This window comes from Pseudomonas sp. FEN, from assembly GCF_904067045.1.
Classification (GTDB): Bacteria; Pseudomonadota; Gammaproteobacteria; order Pseudomonadales; family Pseudomonadaceae; genus Aquipseudomonas.
The window spans coordinates 70,927-86,901 of sequence record NZ_CAJFDC010000036.1; the positions used below are offsets into that span (position 1 = coordinate 70,927).

Annotated in this window: 14 protein-coding genes; 5 read left to right on the plus strand and 9 right to left on the minus strand. The window is 61.3% G+C overall.

What is annotated here, in order from left to right; translation table 11 throughout:
• Window positions 1-76 precede the first annotated feature (76 nt).
• Complete coding sequence (gene cls, locus PFEN_RS23985) at window positions 77-1,516, plus strand: cardiolipin synthase (RefSeq protein WP_191489118.1); 1,440 nt, start codon at window positions 77-79, stop codon at window positions 1,514-1,516.
• Between the two features lie 166 nt (window positions 1,517-1,682).
• Here the strand turns inward: cls and cfaB are convergent, their stop codons facing one another.
• The 4 genes from cfaB to PFEN_RS24005 form a co-directional block, all read right to left on the minus strand.
• On the minus strand, window positions 1,683-2,867 hold the full coding sequence (cfaB, locus tag PFEN_RS23990; RefSeq protein WP_191489119.1) for a C17 cyclopropane fatty acid synthase CfaB: 1,185 nt from the start codon (window positions 2,865-2,867) through the stop codon (window positions 1,683-1,685).
• A 121-nt stretch (window positions 2,868-2,988) separates the two neighbouring features.
• The gene (locus PFEN_RS23995) at window positions 2,989-3,780 is read right to left on the minus strand and encodes a DNA-binding domain-containing protein (RefSeq protein WP_191489120.1); all 792 of its coding nucleotides are present in this window, start codon (window positions 3,778-3,780) and stop codon (window positions 2,989-2,991) included.
• Window positions 3,771-4,616, minus strand: coding sequence for a DUF692 domain-containing protein (locus tag PFEN_RS24000; protein ID WP_191489121.1), 846 nt, complete (start codon window positions 4,614-4,616; stop codon window positions 3,771-3,773). The genes PFEN_RS23995 and PFEN_RS24000 overlap by 10 nt, the downstream gene beginning before the upstream one ends.
• A 69-nt stretch (window positions 4,617-4,685) precedes the next feature.
• The gene (locus PFEN_RS24005; protein ID WP_191489122.1) at window positions 4,686-4,937 is read right to left on the minus strand and encodes a hypothetical protein; all 252 of its coding nucleotides are present in this window, start codon (window positions 4,935-4,937) and stop codon (window positions 4,686-4,688) included.
• Between the two features lie 690 nt (window positions 4,938-5,627).
• Between PFEN_RS24005 and PFEN_RS24010 the strand changes: the two genes are divergently transcribed.
• Together PFEN_RS24010 and lpdA are read left to right on the plus strand one after the other, a co-directional pair.
• The gene (locus PFEN_RS24010; protein WP_191489123.1) at window positions 5,628-5,966 is read left to right on the plus strand and encodes a hypothetical protein; all 339 of its coding nucleotides are present in this window, start codon (window positions 5,628-5,630) and stop codon (window positions 5,964-5,966) included.
• A 138-nt stretch (window positions 5,967-6,104) separates the two neighbouring features.
• A complete protein-coding gene (lpdA, locus tag PFEN_RS24015) occupies window positions 6,105-7,505 on the plus strand; it encodes a dihydrolipoyl dehydrogenase (RefSeq protein WP_191489124.1) in 1,401 nt (466 codons plus the stop codon).
• Window position 7,506: 1 nt separating this feature from the next.
• On the opposite strand, the gene PFEN_RS24020 is transcribed toward lpdA, so the two are convergent.
• Entirely contained in the window at window positions 7,507-7,980 is a 474-nt protein-coding gene (locus PFEN_RS24020; protein WP_121141587.1) for an Lrp/AsnC family transcriptional regulator, read from the minus strand.
• A 143-nt stretch (window positions 7,981-8,123) separates the two neighbouring features.
• On the opposite strand from PFEN_RS24020, the gene PFEN_RS24025 reads away from it, so the two are divergent.
• Both PFEN_RS24025 and PFEN_RS24030 read left to right on the plus strand, forming a co-directional pair.
• The gene (locus PFEN_RS24025) at window positions 8,124-8,747 is read left to right on the plus strand and encodes a LysE family translocator (RefSeq protein ID WP_191489125.1); all 624 of its coding nucleotides are present in this window, start codon (window positions 8,124-8,126) and stop codon (window positions 8,745-8,747) included.
• A 254-nt stretch (window positions 8,748-9,001) separates the two neighbouring features.
• The gene (locus tag PFEN_RS24030) at window positions 9,002-10,504 is read left to right on the plus strand and encodes an aldehyde dehydrogenase family protein (RefSeq protein WP_191489126.1); all 1,503 of its coding nucleotides are present in this window, start codon (window positions 9,002-9,004) and stop codon (window positions 10,502-10,504) included.
• 169 nt (window positions 10,505-10,673) lie between these two features.
• On the opposite strand, the gene PFEN_RS24035 is transcribed toward PFEN_RS24030, so the two are convergent.
• The 4 genes from PFEN_RS24035 to PFEN_RS24050 form a co-directional block, all read right to left on the minus strand.
• Window positions 10,674-12,728: a pyridoxamine 5'-phosphate oxidase family protein gene (locus PFEN_RS24035; protein ID WP_191489127.1), complete on the minus strand. Its 2,055-nt coding sequence runs from the start codon at window positions 12,726-12,728 to the stop codon at window positions 10,674-10,676.
• A gap of 57 nt (window positions 12,729-12,785) precedes the next feature.
• Window positions 12,786-13,415, minus strand: coding sequence for a glutathione S-transferase family protein (locus tag PFEN_RS24040; protein WP_191489128.1), 630 nt, complete (start codon window positions 13,413-13,415; stop codon window positions 12,786-12,788).
• Window positions 13,416-13,538: 123 nt separating this feature from the next.
• On the minus strand, window positions 13,539-14,444 hold the full coding sequence (locus PFEN_RS24045) for a LysR family transcriptional regulator (protein ID WP_191489129.1): 906 nt from the start codon (window positions 14,442-14,444) through the stop codon (window positions 13,539-13,541).
• Between the two features lie 37 nt (window positions 14,445-14,481).
• On the minus strand, window positions 14,482-15,297 hold the full coding sequence (locus tag PFEN_RS24050) for an alpha/beta fold hydrolase (RefSeq protein WP_191489130.1): 816 nt from the start codon (window positions 15,295-15,297) through the stop codon (window positions 14,482-14,484).
• Window positions 15,298-15,975: the final 678 nt, after the last annotated feature.

The window sequence follows — 15,975 nt, forward strand, 5'->3', positions numbered from 1 at the left end:
CGTCAGGAATTAAATAGCGACAATAACGCCCGAACATGGTCTGTTAGACATTGAAGACGCCTGAGCAGGATCGCCCATGGATTATTTTGGCCCGCATATTTTCGGCTACCTGATTGCCCTGATTCATTCCCTTGGCCTGATCGCCGCCATCCACGCCGTGTTGACCGTGCGCACCGCCCAAGGCGCAATCGCCTGGGCCTTGTCGTTGATGTTCATCCCTTACCTGACCCTGATTCCCTACCTGGTCTTCGGCCGGAGCACCTTCGACGCCTATATCAAGGCCAGGCGCCAGGCCAACGTGGAAATGCGCAAGGCCATCGCCGACCTGAACTGGCGTCCCTGGGTCGAAGAAGCCCTGGCCGCGCGCGGTTCCCAGGCCTATGCGTCGCTGCGGGCCATGCCGAAACTGGGCCGCACGCCGTGCCTGGCCAATAACCAGGTGCTGTTGCTGATCAATGGCGAAGCGACCTTCGAGGCGATTTTCCAGGCCATCGACCAGGCTCGGGAAGCGGTTCTGGTGCAGTTTTTCATTATTCACGACGACCAGCTCGGCCGACGGCTGCAGAAAAAACTGCTGGAAAAGGCCGCCGCGGGCGTAGCGGTCTATGTGTTGTACGACCGGATCGGCAGCCATGCCCTGCCCCGCGAGTATGTCGATATCTTGCGCGAGGGCGGTGTGCAGATCCGCGCATTCGCCACCCGCAGCGGTTGGCTGAACCGGTTCCAGGTGAATTTCCGTAACCATCGCAAGATGGTGGTGATCGACGGCCTGGTGGGCTTCGTCGGCGGGCACAACGTCGGCGACGAGTACCTGGGAACCATGCCGCCGCTGTCGCCCTGGCGCGATACCCATGTGCAGGTGAATGGCCCAGTGGTCACCAGCTTGCAGGAATCGTTCGCCGAAGACTGGTTCTGGGTCTCGCGAAAGTTGCCGCCGCTGATCCTGCCGGAATCCTACCCGGACGACGGCGTGCTCTGCCAGTTGCTTGCCAGCGGCCCGGCCGACCCGATGGAAACCTGTTCGCTGTTCTTCGTCGAAGCCATTCACGCGGCCCGGGAACGGGTCTGGATCACCAGCCCCTACTTCATCCCGGATGAAGCGGTGTTCGCCGCCCTGCGCCTGGCGGTACTGCGCGGCGTGGATGTGCGCCTACTGCTGCCGTCACGCCCCGACCACCGCGTCGTCTACGCCGCCTCCAGCCTGTACGCCTTCGAAGCGGTACGCGCCGGTGTACGGGTGTTTCGCTATCGCCCCGGCTTCCTGCATCAGAAGGTCGTGCTGGTGGACAACGAAATCAGCGCCATCGGCAGTGCGAACCTGGACAATCGCTCGTTCCGGCTGAATTTCGAACTGATGCTGCTGACCGTGGACGAAACCTTCGCCGGGGAAGTGGAACAGATGCTCGAGCAGGACTTCGCCTTGGCCCATGAAGTGGCCAAGGACGAAAACCGGAAAACCCATCGCCTGCAACAGCTCGGCATGCGGGTCGCCCGGTTGATCTCGCCGATTTTGTAGGCTGGCATGAAGGATAAGCTCCAGAGACTTGCGGGATCGCTCTGAAGCCATGGCGTCCCCCTTCTCCGAGGGGCCGCCCTCCGACCAGAGCATTCCTCCCCAGCACGGCAGCTTCCGCCGGGAGAGAAATGCCATGGCGACCCGCCGCCGATCCAGTGGCAGGTCCTCAGCGATAGATATCCTCGCGAGTCCAGGGCAGGTTGTGACTGCCGTCGGCAAAGGGTTTCACCGCCAGGATCTGGTGCAGGTTGATCCAACCTTTTTTAAAGGCGTAGGCGCAACCGGCCAGATATAGCCGCCAGATCCGCAGGGCTCGTTCCGGCACCTCGCGGCCCGCCGCCTCCAGGTTGTTTTCCAGACGCTGGCTCCACTGATCCAAGGTCCGCGCGTAATGCAGGCGCAGGCTCTCCACATCGACTACTTCCAGGCCGGCCTCGCTGATTTGCGCGGAGATCATCGCCAGATGTGGCAACTCACCATTAGGGAACACATAGCGATCGATAAAGTCGCCGGCACCGCGTCCCACCGGGCGCCCGTCGGTGTACTTGGCGGTAATCCCATGGTTCATCACCAGGCCGCCTTCGCGCACGGCACCGAACAGGATCTCACAGTACTGCTTGAGGTTGGCATGGCCGACATGCTCGAACATGCCGACGCTGACCACCTTGTCAAAGCGACCGTCCTGGGGCAAATCGCGATAATCGAGCAGTTGCAGATCGACCTTGTCTTGCAGGCCCTCGGCGGCGACCCGTTCCTTCGCCAGCGCCAGCTGTTCCTTGCTCAGGGTGATACCGAACACCTTGACCCCGAACTCCCGGGCCGCATAGCGAGCCAGCCCGCCCCAACCGCAGCCGACATCCAGCAGGTACTCGCCGGGCTGCAGGCGCAATTTTCGACACAGGTGGCGGAACTTGGCTTGCTGGGCCTCTTCGAGGGTCGCATCGTCACGTTCGAAGTAGGCACAGGAATAGACCATGTCGCGGTCCAGCCAGAGCTGGTAGAAAGCGTTGGAAAGGTCGTAATGGTAGGAGATGGAGGCAGCGTCGGTTTCCTTGTCGTGGGCCAGTCGCGGCGGCGGATTGTCCCCTTCATCCTCCAGCAACGCCTGGCTCAGTTCGTCGCAGACACGCACGACGTCGCTGATCGATCCCTCGAGCTCCAGTTTCCCTTCGACAAAGGCACTGCCCAGCAGGTCCAGCGTGGGTTGTGTGAACTGCGCGACCAACTGTGGGTCCTTCACAATGATCGTGACACTGGGCATCGGCCCGAGATTGATTTCGTGGCCGTCCCAGAGTCTCAGGCGAAGCGGTAGCTGAAGATTCTGTAAGGCCGGTGGAAGTTGCGCGAGCATGAGTAATCCCCCTTGTTTCAGACGTCTGAATTAAGGGTAGCGCATTCACCGGAACTGTCAGCCTATAAAGATCATAGACTCTAACTATAGGTTTTGCCCGACAGCGCCCTGGTGGGGTGCGTCAAAGAGTGCGGCATTGGCCGACCAGACCATCGTTCACCCACTGTTTGAGCCAACTGACCGCTTGCAAGGGCGCGCCCTCTCCGAAAGTGTCCGCCAGTTCGACGCACAGCTCGGCAAAACTCCAACCATCCCGCACCATACCGTCCAGGGCGCGAGCTTCCGCCGGCTCGAGGCTGCGATACTGGCAGACCAGGCCCGCACGCCAGACCAGGCAGACCTGCGGCTGTCGCAGTTCGAGACTGCCGGGCAATGGTACTTCGGCCTTCACCGCTCGCCACATCGCCAGGCTGTTGAACCGGCCACTGAGCCACTGGACGCTAGGCACCAGCTCCAACCGCAGCGTCGGCCAGGCCTCGAGCGGCAAGCTGGCCATCTCTTCCAGGGTCAGGGGCACGCCCGGCAAGGCATCGAAAGCCAGGGTAAAGGCCCACTCCAGGCGAATCAGTTCCGCCAGAGGCAGACCCTGGGCCGGCACCAGATGGCGCCGGACAAAAGCTTCGAAGCCAGCCCCCAGCCAGCGCAGGCTGTAATGCGACGATGGGCATTCACGCAGGTACGCGGCGCTCAACGCATCGAATTCAGCGTCACCCAGCCAGTGCCAGACCGTGGGAAAGTCGCCGCGCAGGGCTTCCTGCAAACGGGCCCGGTAGGCGTTGTGGTAGATGGCCAGGCCGGTCTCGACATCCAGGGTCGGCCCACCGATCAGGCTGGCGCCCAATGCCGCGTCGGCCGTGATGCCCTCCCCCAGCAGATAACGTTCAAAGGCCAACTGCCAGTCGCTCAGGCGCATAACGACCTCCGGGCCAGGGCAACCCGGCCCAGTTCGCGGGCCTTGGCCAGTTCATCCATCAGCTCGGCCAGCGGCGGGAAGTGATCGTCGCGTTCCAGCAAAGTCGCCACCGGGCCCAGGTGTTCGAGGGTCTGCTGATAGAGCGCCCAGACCGGATCAGCGACCGGATGATCATGGGTGTCGATCACGTAGTCGCCATAATCGGCATGCCCGGCCAGGTGCAATTGACGGATCTTCCGCGCGGGCAGGCTGCGAATAAAGGTCCAGGGATCAAAACCGTGATTGCGCGCGCTGACATAGACATTGTTCACATCCAGCAACAGCTCGCAGTCGCTCAGGCGGCTCAGGGCTTCGAGAAACTCCCATTCGGAGAACTCATCGGTCGCGACCCGCACATAACTGGAGACATTCTCCAGCACCAGCGGTTGTTGCAGCACGTCCTGCACCTGGCGGACACGGGCCGCGACGTAATACAGGCTTTCTTCGGTATACGGCAGCGGCAGCAAGTCATGCAATTGATGAGCGTTGCCGCGGCTCCAGCACAGATGATCGGAAATCCACGCCGGTTTGATCCGTGCGGCCAGCCGTCGGAGCTGTTCGAGGTATTGCCTGTCCAGTTCATGGGGCCCGCCGATGGACAGCGACACACCATGCATCACCAGCGGATACCGCTCGGCAATGGCATCCAGGTAATACAGCGCCTTGCCGCCCTGGACCAGATAGTTCTCGGAAACGATCTCGAACCAGTCCACCGCGGGCGACTGTTCGAGGATTTCCTGATGATAGTGACTGCGCAACCCCAGGCCATAGCCCAGGCAGGTATGGGAAACTGACATACTGGACTCCTTGCGAAAGTGTCCGCAGCGACATGGGCACTGGCCGCTGCGGGAGCACTCGGGTGTCGGTTACTCGCCGACTTTGCCACCCGCTTTGTCACAAGCAGCCTGGGTCATGGCCTTGAAGCCCTGGCCTTTACAGGAGCCCATGCCTTTGCAGGCGTGGTCCTTGGTCTTGCAGTCATTCTGGCCTTTGCAAGCATTGACGCCGTAGCAGTGAACCTGGGCATCGGCGGCCGACGCCTGGGTGACGACACCGGCGAACAGAGTGGCGGCGGCGAGAGCGAGCGCGGCACCAGCAGCGGCGGTTTTGATCGACATGGTTGTTATCCTCGAAGTGCGTTAGGGGTATCGGTCCGAACCGAATGTTCAGTCTCGACATGGCACTAGAGAGCGGTCGATGCCGCCCGTTACAGACCGTTGCAAATATTTTTGAAAATAGAGCCTCACCCGCGGCAGTACCGAGCGGTTGCTCCTGCGGGGGTATGATGTCTGGTTGAAGTATTACGCTACTGCATAACAGAAGTGCCAAAACAAGGAACAATGAAAACGACGTCTGAACGACTTATCCCTGTATATAAATTAACCCGACAATACAGAAAACACTGACATTGTTTTATCTGACATCCCACTACTCGAAATAACCAGAAAAACTACCGCTCACCAATGCCGTGCTCATGTAACAAAATTCAACATCTGCGTGGCTTGATTGGCGTCCTGGCAATGACTAACATCCCCTGACTTTAAATATCCCTTGCCCGCTCATTAAAAAGCCTCGCAACTCCCAATATTGAAAAGCGTCCGTCAACGGTTCCGCACCGCGCCAAAACCGTTGAATAGACGGCTCGAGATCCTGAAAGTCCTATTTGTCCTCGTGCGCTTTCAAACACCGCGAAGGCAGATAAATTATAACTATATGCCCCACCCTTAAAACACTTGACCCCTTTGTGCGCGCCGCCGACTAATAACAGGCCCAACACTCGGCGCGCACACTTGAGCGACGGAGCCGCCATGAGCCATACCTTGAGTGAATACCACTATTTCCAGCACCCACTGGGCACTGCTACTACTGCAGATACTTCCAGTTGCCTGACCATCAATCAGCCGGGCTCCCCCTTGGGCCTGAGCAACCTGCTGGATTTGATCAGTCACGAAATCAGCCGGGAAAACAATCAACAGATTCACCGACTCACCTTCAGAAGTGGCCAGACACTTTGCATAAAGGCCGACTCCCAGTGGATCACCGTCCGCGGACACCGGATCAATTTCCACGCCGACTCGACGTACCCCTACACCACCTTTCTGGAAGATCCGGCTCGACCGGGGAACAGCAGAAAGCCCTGCCGATGACGCGCTGCTTTCGAGACCCCTATTCACGCATGACGACTTGACCAGCCGTACCGCGCAGGAACAATATTACATCCATAATATTTTATCTCAGCGCTTTTTATCTTTTCCCTCAACCGGGTGTCTCGCAGGAGAGCAGTCATGAGCAGTTACGACGTCATCATCATCGGCGGCGGACCGGGGGGCTACAACGCCGCCATCCGTGCCGGCCAGTTGGGCTTGAAGGCCGCCTGCGTGGAAGGCCGCGCCACCCTCGGCGGGACCTGCCTGAACGTCGGCTGCATGCCGTCCAAGGCCCTCCTCCACGCATCCGAACTCTATGAGGCGGCCACGGGCGGAGAGTTCGCCAACCTCGGGATCGAGGTCACGCCTGCTCTCAACCTCGCACAGATGATGAAACAGAAAGACCAGAGCGTGGCCGGACTGACCCAGGGCATCGAATATCTGTTCCGCAAGAACAAGGTCGAGTGGATCAAGGGCTGGGGACGAATCACCGGCCCCGGCAAGGTGCTGGTAAGCGCTGCCGACGGTAGCGAGACCCTCCTGCAGGCCAAGGACATCGTGATCGCCACCGGCTCCGAACCGATGCCGCTACCTGGTGTAAACATCGACAACCGGCGCATCCTCGACTCCACCGGCGCGCTGTCGCTGCCCGAGGTCCCCAGGCATCTGGTGGTCATCGGTGCCGGCGTCATCGGCCTGGAATTGGGGTCGGTGTGGCGCCGGCTGGGGAGCCAGGTCACAGTGGTGGAATACCTGGACCGGATCTGCCCCGGCGTGGACCTGGAAGCCGGCAAGACCTTGCAGCGCTCACTGAGCAAACAAGGCATCCGTTTCCTGCTGGGCTCCAAGGTCACCCGCGCCACCAGCTCAGCGACCAATGTACAGTTGCACGTGGAGCCGGCGGCTGGCGGCGAAGCGCAGCTGATCGACGCCGATTACGTACTGGTGGCCATCGGTCGTCGTCCCTTTACCCAGGGGCTTGGCCTGGAAAGCGTCGGGCTTTGCACCGACCAGCGCGGCATGCTGGCCAACCAGGGCCATCGCACCGAGGCGGCGGGGATCTGGGTGATCGGCGATGTCACCAGTGGCCCGATGCTTGCCCACAAGGCCGAGGACGAAGCCATGGCCTGCATCGAGCAGATCGTCGGCAAGGCCGGTGAAGTCAATTACGCACTGATCCCCAGCGTGATCTACACCCGGCCGGAATTGGCCAGCGTCGGCAAGACCGAAGAGCAGCTCAAGGCCGAAGGTCGAGCCTACAAAGTCGGAAAATTCCCCTTCAGCGCCAACAGCCGGGCCAAGATCAATCATGAGACCGAGGGTTTCGCCAAGGTCCTGGCCGACGAGCACAGCGACGAAGTCCTCGGCGTCCATCTGGTGGGGCCGAGTGTCAGTGAGATGATCGGTGAGTACTGCGTGGCCATGGAGTTTTCCGCCTCGGCCGAAGACATCGCCCTCACCTGCCACCCGCATCCGACCCGTTCCGAAGCCCTGCGCCAGGCGGCGATGAACGTCGAAGGCCTGGCCACGCAGATCTGAGTCAATCGGGCAGGTGGTTCAACGGCAGCGGTCCGGGCGCCTTTACCGCCTGGATCGCGAAGTTGCTGCGGATGTCACGCACACCGGGCAGGCGCAGCAATTCGCCATTGAGAAAACGCTCATAAGCCCGCAGGTCGGGCACCACCACTTGCAGCAGAAAGTCCGATTCGCCGGACACCAGGAACGCCGAGATTACCTGAGGCAAGGCCAGGACCGCCAAACGGAACGCTTCGGCCTCGGCCTCGTGGTGCCGCTCGACCTTGACCCCAACGAACACAGTCAAACCCAGCCCGACTTCATCACGATCCAGGTTCACCTGGTAGCCGCGAATCACCCCCGCCTCCTCGAGCATGCGTACCCGCCGCAGGCATGGCGACGCCGAGAGACCGATCTCGGCAGCCAGCTCGACATTGCTCAGGCGCCCGTCCCGTTGCAAGGCCGCGAGGATTTTACGGTCGTAGGCATCGAGTTTCATTTTTGGCATATCCAACTATCTATTTCGAGTGTATTGGCATGAAGTACCAATTCTAAGCCTTTCGCGCGTTGAATACGCAAGCACCTGCCCTGGCTTTCCGGCATAGACTTTTCTCCGTGAGCCCTCTTTGGAGAAACGGCAAGATGCTCCTCTACCTGTTCGCATTGGCGATGGTTTATCTGCTTCCCGGCCCCGACATGATCCTGCTGCTGCAAACCGGCGCCCGCCATGGCCGCAGCCAGGCCCTGACCACCGCCCTGGGCCTGGGTATCGCCCGCGCCTGCCATGTGGCGCTTGCGGCCTTGGGTCTGGCGGCGCTGTTCAAGGCGGCACCGTGGACCTTCGACATGGTGCGTCTGGCCGGCGCCGCGTATCTATTGTGGATCGGCGCACGCATGCTGCGGCCCGGCTCGCTGGCGTTGTTGAGCGCCGGCCCCGAGGGAACCCAGCGTACCTTGAGTTGGCACGCCGCCTTGCGACAGGGCCTGCTCACCAACCTGCTGAACCCCAAGGCGCTGCTGTTCTGCTCGGTACTGCTACCGCAATTCATTGATGCCCAGGCCGGCCCGGTGGCCGCGCAGTTCCTCGGACTCGGCGTGACCCTGGTGGCGGTCGGGCTGCTGTTCGACAGCGGCTACGCCCTGGCCGGTGCGTGGATCGGCCAATGGCTGGACAAAAGCCCGCGGGTACAACGTCTACAGCAATGGCTGTTTGGTGGCCTGCTGATCGGCTTTGCCGTCAGATTGGCGTTTATCCAGCAAGCGTGAAGGCGCCCCTCTCGTCATCCCACGCCTGGCGCACCATCGCGGCACGACGCTGATCCCGCAAGAGCCGGCTTGCCGGCGATAGGGCCCTTGAGTCTTGCATCGTCTTCAAGGCCGTCATTGCCGGCAAGCCAGCTCACACAGGAGGTGTTCCATCGGGGTGCAACGTTCCGCAAAAGAAACTCCGTTAGCAGGTGAGCCGACGGCGTTTTTCTTATACATTTTGCCTTCTACTTCCACAGACAAGTTTTCCAACCATGACCAGCACGCTCGATCGTCTTATCGCCGGCACCCCGATTCTCTACGCGGGTAACCGGGTATCCCCGGTGCCGATGGCGTTGGCCGAGCGTTTCCAACCGGGCGATCATCTGCTGGTGGACCAGGCCAGCGGCGAGCTGCTGCTGATCCCGCAGGCCGTGCAACAAATCGCCAGCCAAGCCATCGACACCGCACAGAGTGCCTTCACGGCCCTGGCCCAGGTGTCGGACACGGCTATCAGCCAGTTTTTCGACCTGTTCGCCCAACACCTGGAAACACCGGCTTCCTGGGCCCTGATCGAAGCCGCGAACCAAGCCGATATCGCCCGCGCCAAGGCTCGTGGCCGCTCCACTACCCGCCTGCTGGCGAGCGACGCCATGCGCCGCGACATGATCGCCGGGTTGCGGGCCTGGCGTGATGCGCCGCTGATTCGCGGTTGGGTTCGCGAGTCAGTGGAACATGCGGGTTGGAAGGTCGAGCAAGTCGTCGCGCCTCTGGGCGTAGTGGCGTTCGTTTTTGAAGGCCGGCCGAATGTGTTTGCCGACGCGGCCGGCGTCCTGCGCACCGGCAACACTGCCGTGCTGCGGATCGGCAGCGACGCCCTCGGTACAGCCCAGGCGATTGTCCGCCACGCGCTCGATCCGGCACTCCGCGCGGCGGGCCTGCCGGCGGGGGCGGTGTCACTGGTGGAAAGCAGCGACCGCGCGGCCGGCTGGGCCATGTTCGCCGACCGCCGCCTGTCCCTGGCGGTGGCCCGGGGTTCGGGTCATGCCGTCAAGCAACTTGGCGGTATCGCCCAGCAGGCCGGCACCGTGGTCAGCCTGCACGGCACCGGCGGTGCCTGGCTGGTAGCTCATCAGGATGCCGACGCCGGGCGCTTTGCCGACGTGGTACGCAACTCCCTGGATCGCAAGGTCTGCAACACCCTCAACGTCTGCTTGATCCATCGCCAGCGAGCGGCCGAACTGGTGCCATTGTTCCTCGATGCGTTGAAAGCCGCCGGCGAGGCCCGTGGCCAGTGCTGCAAACTGCATATCGTCAGCGGTAACGAAAACGTACTGCCCGTCGAATGGCTGCAAGCACGGGTGCGGGTCCAACGCGCCGAAGGCTATCAGGAAGAGGCGCAAACCGAGTCCTTGCCCGAAGACCAACTCGGCCGTGAGTGGGAGTGGGAAGAGACGCCGGAAGTCAGCCTGAAAATCGTCGATGACCTGGATCAGGCGATTGCCCTGTTCAATCGCTACAGCCCGCAGTTCACCGTGTCGTTGATCAGCACCGAGCGCGGGACCCATGACTATTTCTACAACAGCATCAATGCGCCCTTTGTCGGCGATGGTTTCACCCGTTGGGTCGATGGCCAATACGCACTGAACAAGCCGGAACTGGGGCTTTCGAACTGGGAGAACGGACGCTTGTTTGCCCGTGGGGCGATTCTGTCCGGGGACGGGGTGTTTACCCTGCGCAGCCGGATGAGCCAGGTCGATACCAGCCTGCGGCGCTGAGGTGTTGTTCAGGTGGTGGATTTGTCGCTGGTATTGAGAACGCCGCCCAATCTGTAGGAGCACGGCTCGCCGGGACGCCGCACGGCGGCGAAGGCGGCCGTGAGTATGCTAAAAGCTTCGCGAGCAAGCTCTGCTCCTACAGGAATGTGCCATACATTCAAATTCTTGCTCAGAGATCCAACACCAGAGGTTCCGTGCCTTGCGCCGGAATCGCGCAACAAATTAACACCCGCCCCTCGCCCGGCGACTCCGCGGGCGGCAGCGGATAATGCACCTGCCCACTGATCACGCGCGTGCTGCAGGTTCCGCAGGATCCGCCCCGACAACTGAACTCCGGCTGCAAGCCACGGCTCTCGGCCAACGCCAGCAGGCTGCCACTTTCCGGTTGCCAGCGCGCCTCCTTGCCCGAGCGATGGAACACCACCGGCATCGACTGCGTCGCCGCCGCCGGCTGCTCGATCCGACGCACACCCGGATCCTGACGGCGACGCAATGTCGACGGACCGAAAGTCTCCGCATGAATACGTTCATCACGGATATCCATGTCGCGCAGTTGATCGTACAGGTCTTGGGTAAAACCGCCCGGGCCGCACAGGACAAAATCCACCGCATCATAATCATCGATCCTCAGCACGGCCTTCAGCACCTCGACATCGAGTCGACCTTGCAGATGGTAATCCTCGCCCGGCACCGCCTCAGGCTCCGGTTGACTGAGCAGGCGGACCACCTGGAGCGTATCGCCAGCGCGGCCCATCAGCGCCTCCAGTTCGCTCCTGAATGGCAGCTCCGCCAACGAACGGGCACTGTGGAACAAGACCGTGGGCCGCATCCGCCGGGTGCGCTGGCCCTGGTACACCACCTCCCGCAACATCGACAGCAAAGGCGTAATCCCCACGCCCGCGGCCAACAACACCAACGGGCGCTGCTCATTGGTTGCCACGCTGAAATGCCCCTGCGGTGCGCGCGCCTCAAGCAGATCACCGACCTTGAGCTGCTCATGTACATGAGACGACACCCGTCCGTCGCGCTTGACGCTGATCCGGCAGAACCCATCCGACGGAGCCCCCGACAGACTGTAGGTACGAATCAATGTCCGCCCACCCAGATCAAAACGCAGTGGCAAATGCTGCCCGGCCTGAAATAAGGGCAACCCCGCCCCATCCGTTGGTTCCAGGTAGAGAGAACGGATGGTGCGACTTTCTTCGACAATCCGGCTGATCCGCAGGGGTCGCCAGCTATTGCCCAACGCCTCGGCTTGCAAACGCGCGACGGCTTGCTCCCAGGATCCGGTCATCAGACTGTTGGGTGAGAAACCCTCGAACGTCCAGCGCAAGGTCGAAGCCGCCGGACGTCGCACACAATGTTCCACGTGGAACGTCAACAAACGCTCAGCGCCCTGAAAGGCCTTCACCAGGGGCCCCTCGAGGATGATTTCGGTGCGCCCGCTGAGTTGCAGCAAGTCACCGCTATTGAAGTCGATAAACAACAAGCCGGCGCGCGGATTGAGCAGCAGATTGCCCAGGGTATTGAAATGCAGGTTGCCAGCGAAGTCCGGAATGGTCAGGCAGTCGCCCTCCACCCGGACAAAGCCGCGTTGCCCGCCACGATGGGAAACGTCTACCGAACGGGTACCCTCGATCTCCACATAACTGGCAACGAAGCAGGTATCGGCGGCGCGAATCATTGCCGTGGCCACGGCATCCAGGCCTTGCGAGCGATATACCCTTTGTGTGGCTGGGTCCGGCGCCGGCCCCCGTGCGAACTGACGCAACTGGATGTACTGCGGACAGTTGCCAAATGCATGTTCCACAGCAACGTCCAGGGTTCGATCGGACAACACCGTGATACGCCCATTGATACGGTTGCGCCGCCGGGTATGCAGCTCGATCCCCAACAGTCCGACGGCCGCGCCGGCTCGCAGAGCTGAATAAGTGGGATCCCCGATCTGGGGAAAACTCCCTACATGTAAAAGCTTGGGCTCAGGAGAAAAGGCAAACCCGGGCTCACCTTCAAACAGGCTCGCCCAGGGATTGCCTTCGTCATCCACGGCACCGAACAGCAGGAATGGTAACTGGCGATAGAAATCACGATGCTGGTCCGGCATGTAGTCGCGAATCACCTTGGGCCCGAACTCCGCCATCCGTTCGGCAACACCGACGTGGGCCTGCATCTGCCGTTCGCCGGCATGCCAGGGTGATGCACTGGAAGAGTCATGTGGGTTCATCGCGACATCTCCATTGAAGCTCTCCCGCCACAACCGTGGCGGGAGGTTTCATTGATCTCAGGCAGTCTGCAAACCGGCGATGGTCCGCGGCATCAGAACAAAGCCCGGCAAGGCTTCGAGGCGAACCAGCCAGGCCCGGACGCTGGGGTACTCCGCCAGCGAGACATTGCCTTCCGGCGCATGGGCGATATAGCTGTAGCCGGCGACGTCGGCAATGGTCGGTGTGTTCCCCACCAGATAGGACGACTGACTCAGTTCCTGTTCGACAACCTTGAGCAAGGCATGGGAGCGACTGATCGCTTCCTCCGCATCATAGGGCGCGCCGAAGACCGTAATCAGCCGGGCCCGGGCTGGGCCGAAGGCAATCGGCCCCGATGCCACCGACAGCCAACGTTGCACCTGAGCGGCGCCAACCGGATCGGTAGGCAGCCAGCGGCCTTGCCCATATGTCAACGCCAGGTACACCAGAATGGCCGTGGAATCGCTGAGGATCAGACCTTGATCGTCGATGACCGGCACCTGGCCAAAGGGGTTCAGGGCCAGGTAATCCGGGGTTTTATGGGCACCGCTGGGCAGGTCCACATGAATCAGCTCCACCGGCAGGCCGAGCAGGGACAACATCAGCTCGACCCGATGAGCGTGACCGGAACGGGAAAAGTTGTAGAGCTTGATAGGGTTCTGAGGCATGACAGACTCCGGGGACGGGAGCGCGGCCCAGGATGGTTCGCGCTGATGGAGTGATGTTCCTCCTTCAGCGAAAACAACAGAATCACCAGAAACGGCAATCCACTCTTTCAAAAATTGAAATGCTCATTCGCCTCTCAGATTTGGATGTTCACGCAAGGCCGCGACCACGAAGTCGACAAAGCTGCGCACACGCACAGATGCCGTGCGGCCACCTTGATAGACCACATGGATCGGCAGTGGTGGCAACTCGAACGCCTCCAGCACGATCTCCAGCTCAGCGCTCGCCAGCTTGTCCGCCACCTGATAAGACAGCACCCGGGTCAGGCCAAAACCCAGACAAGCGGCGTGGATCGCCGCCCGATTCGCCGTCAGCGCCAATCGTGGTTCCAGGCGGATACTCAAGGGTTTGTCGCCGTCGAGGAACTGCCAGTTCCTGACCTGTGAAGCCGACGCGGCCATGACAATCCGCGCCTGGCGCAACTCGTCCGGGTGCCGCGGCCGGCCGTGTTCATCCAGATAGCTCGGCGAAGCGCAGACCACCCGGCGGACCTGCCCTACCCTGACGGCGTGATAACCACTGTCGGGCAACTCGCCGATCCGTACCGCCACGTCGATCCCATCCTCGGCCATGGGCACCACACGGTCCAGCAGCAATGCGTTGATGGCCATCGCCGGATACTGCGCCAGGTACCGCACCATCACCGGGGTGACGTACAGCTCGCCGAACAGCACCGGCGCGGTCATGGTCAGTTGACCACTGGGACGGGCGTGACTGTCGGCGGCCGAAGCCTCGGCCTCCTCCATCGCGGCAAGGATACGTCGGCAGTCCTCCAGGTAACGCTGTCCGGGTTCAGTCAGGTGCACGTTGCGCGTGGTGCGCACCAGCAACCGCGCACCGATGCGTTGTTCCAGCGCCGCCACCGCCCGGGTGACGCTCGGTGCCGAGAGGCTCAGACGCCGCGCCGCCGCCGCGAAACCTTGCTCCTGGGCCACGGCGACGAATACCTGCATTTCCTGGAATCTATCCATGGCTTGACGTGCTCGCTCCTACTGAGGATCGCTGTGATCAGGCAGGTAGCTCTGAGAGAAACGCCAATAATGCGTTGTTCACAAATATCGGGTTCTCAATACTGGAAATATGCCCGGCATCGGGTATCCCAATGTAGTCGCAGCCAATCAACCCGGCCATTTCCCGCGCCTCGCTCGGCGGGCGCGGCTTGTCCTGCTCACCGCACATCACCAGGGTGCGCCTGGCGTCCAACGCCGTCAGCGCGGCCAGGCGATCGTCACGCCCGAAGATCAGCCGTCCCAGCGGGACGATGCTGTCGCGCAGACGCTCGCTCGAGTAGGTTGTCAGGGACGCGCGAAACGCCTGGTAGAACGGCAATTGAGGATCAATACCCGGCTTGAAGAAAATCGGCACGATCGCGTCGAGCAAAGGCGCGGGAATGCTGCCGGCGTCCTCGATCATCTTCAGCATCGAAAAATAATACTGTTGGGTCGGCGCGGGCTCTTCGCCGGCATCGGTGTCCATCAACACCAGACCGCGAACACGCTCGGGCGCCGCCAGGGCCAGGCGAGCGCCCCACATGCCGCCGACCGACAGGCCGACCAGAGTGAAACGCCGGATCTCCAGGTGATCGAGCAAGGCCAGTACCTGGTTGGCCAGATCGTCGAGGCTGCGGGTGTTCTCCGGCAACGGCCCTGACTGCCCATGACCCCAGAGTTCCGGCACGATAACCCGATAATGTTGCGACAGCGCGGCGACCTGCGCTGCCCACATAGCGCTATCCCACAGATAGCTGGAACCCAGCACCACCACCTCGCCCATGCCCTGGTCGAGAAAATGCAGTGGTTGCCCATCGATCGTCACAAACGGCATTGAGTTCCCCTTTTGCTAATGGATGATGCGACGGGAGCTCGGCCCGCTACACTCGGAATCAACAGACCGGACAGCGTTGCCTGCACGCGCTCAAATGTCCAGAGGTATGCGACGTAGACGGGTTAGTCACGTCCCACGTCAACAGGCCACGCTTAAAGTTGCCCGGCGCCATGCCGATAACTTTTCAGGTCGCCAAGAAAACCTCCGGGCTTCGTGCTCTGCGTACTTCGTGCTTGAGTCAGTACCAAAAATAATAAAGAGGCTAGCGATGACCATTCTTCAACGAGTGATTGGTGGATTTGCCGTGTTGTTGGTGGTGCTGCTCACCATGGTGGGTATCAGCTATCAAAGCACCCATTCGATCAGCGAACGCCTGACTATCATCACCGGCCAATCCGCGCCGTTGAGTCGGGCGGCCAGCGAGCTTTACGTGCATATCCTGCGGGCCAACCAGGCACTGCTGGCGGTTCTCATCAGCAACGTCCCCAAACAGATCGACGATGGCAAGCAGCCGTTCAATGACAGCCTGGCGCGCTTCGGTCAATTGCTCGAGAGCATCCCGACCTACATCGGCGATCACCCGCAGTTGCGCGACAACCTGGTTCAGCAACGCCAACTCAGCGCGGCTTATGTCGAACAGGCACAGACGCTGATGGCGAGCCATCGCCAGCACATGGA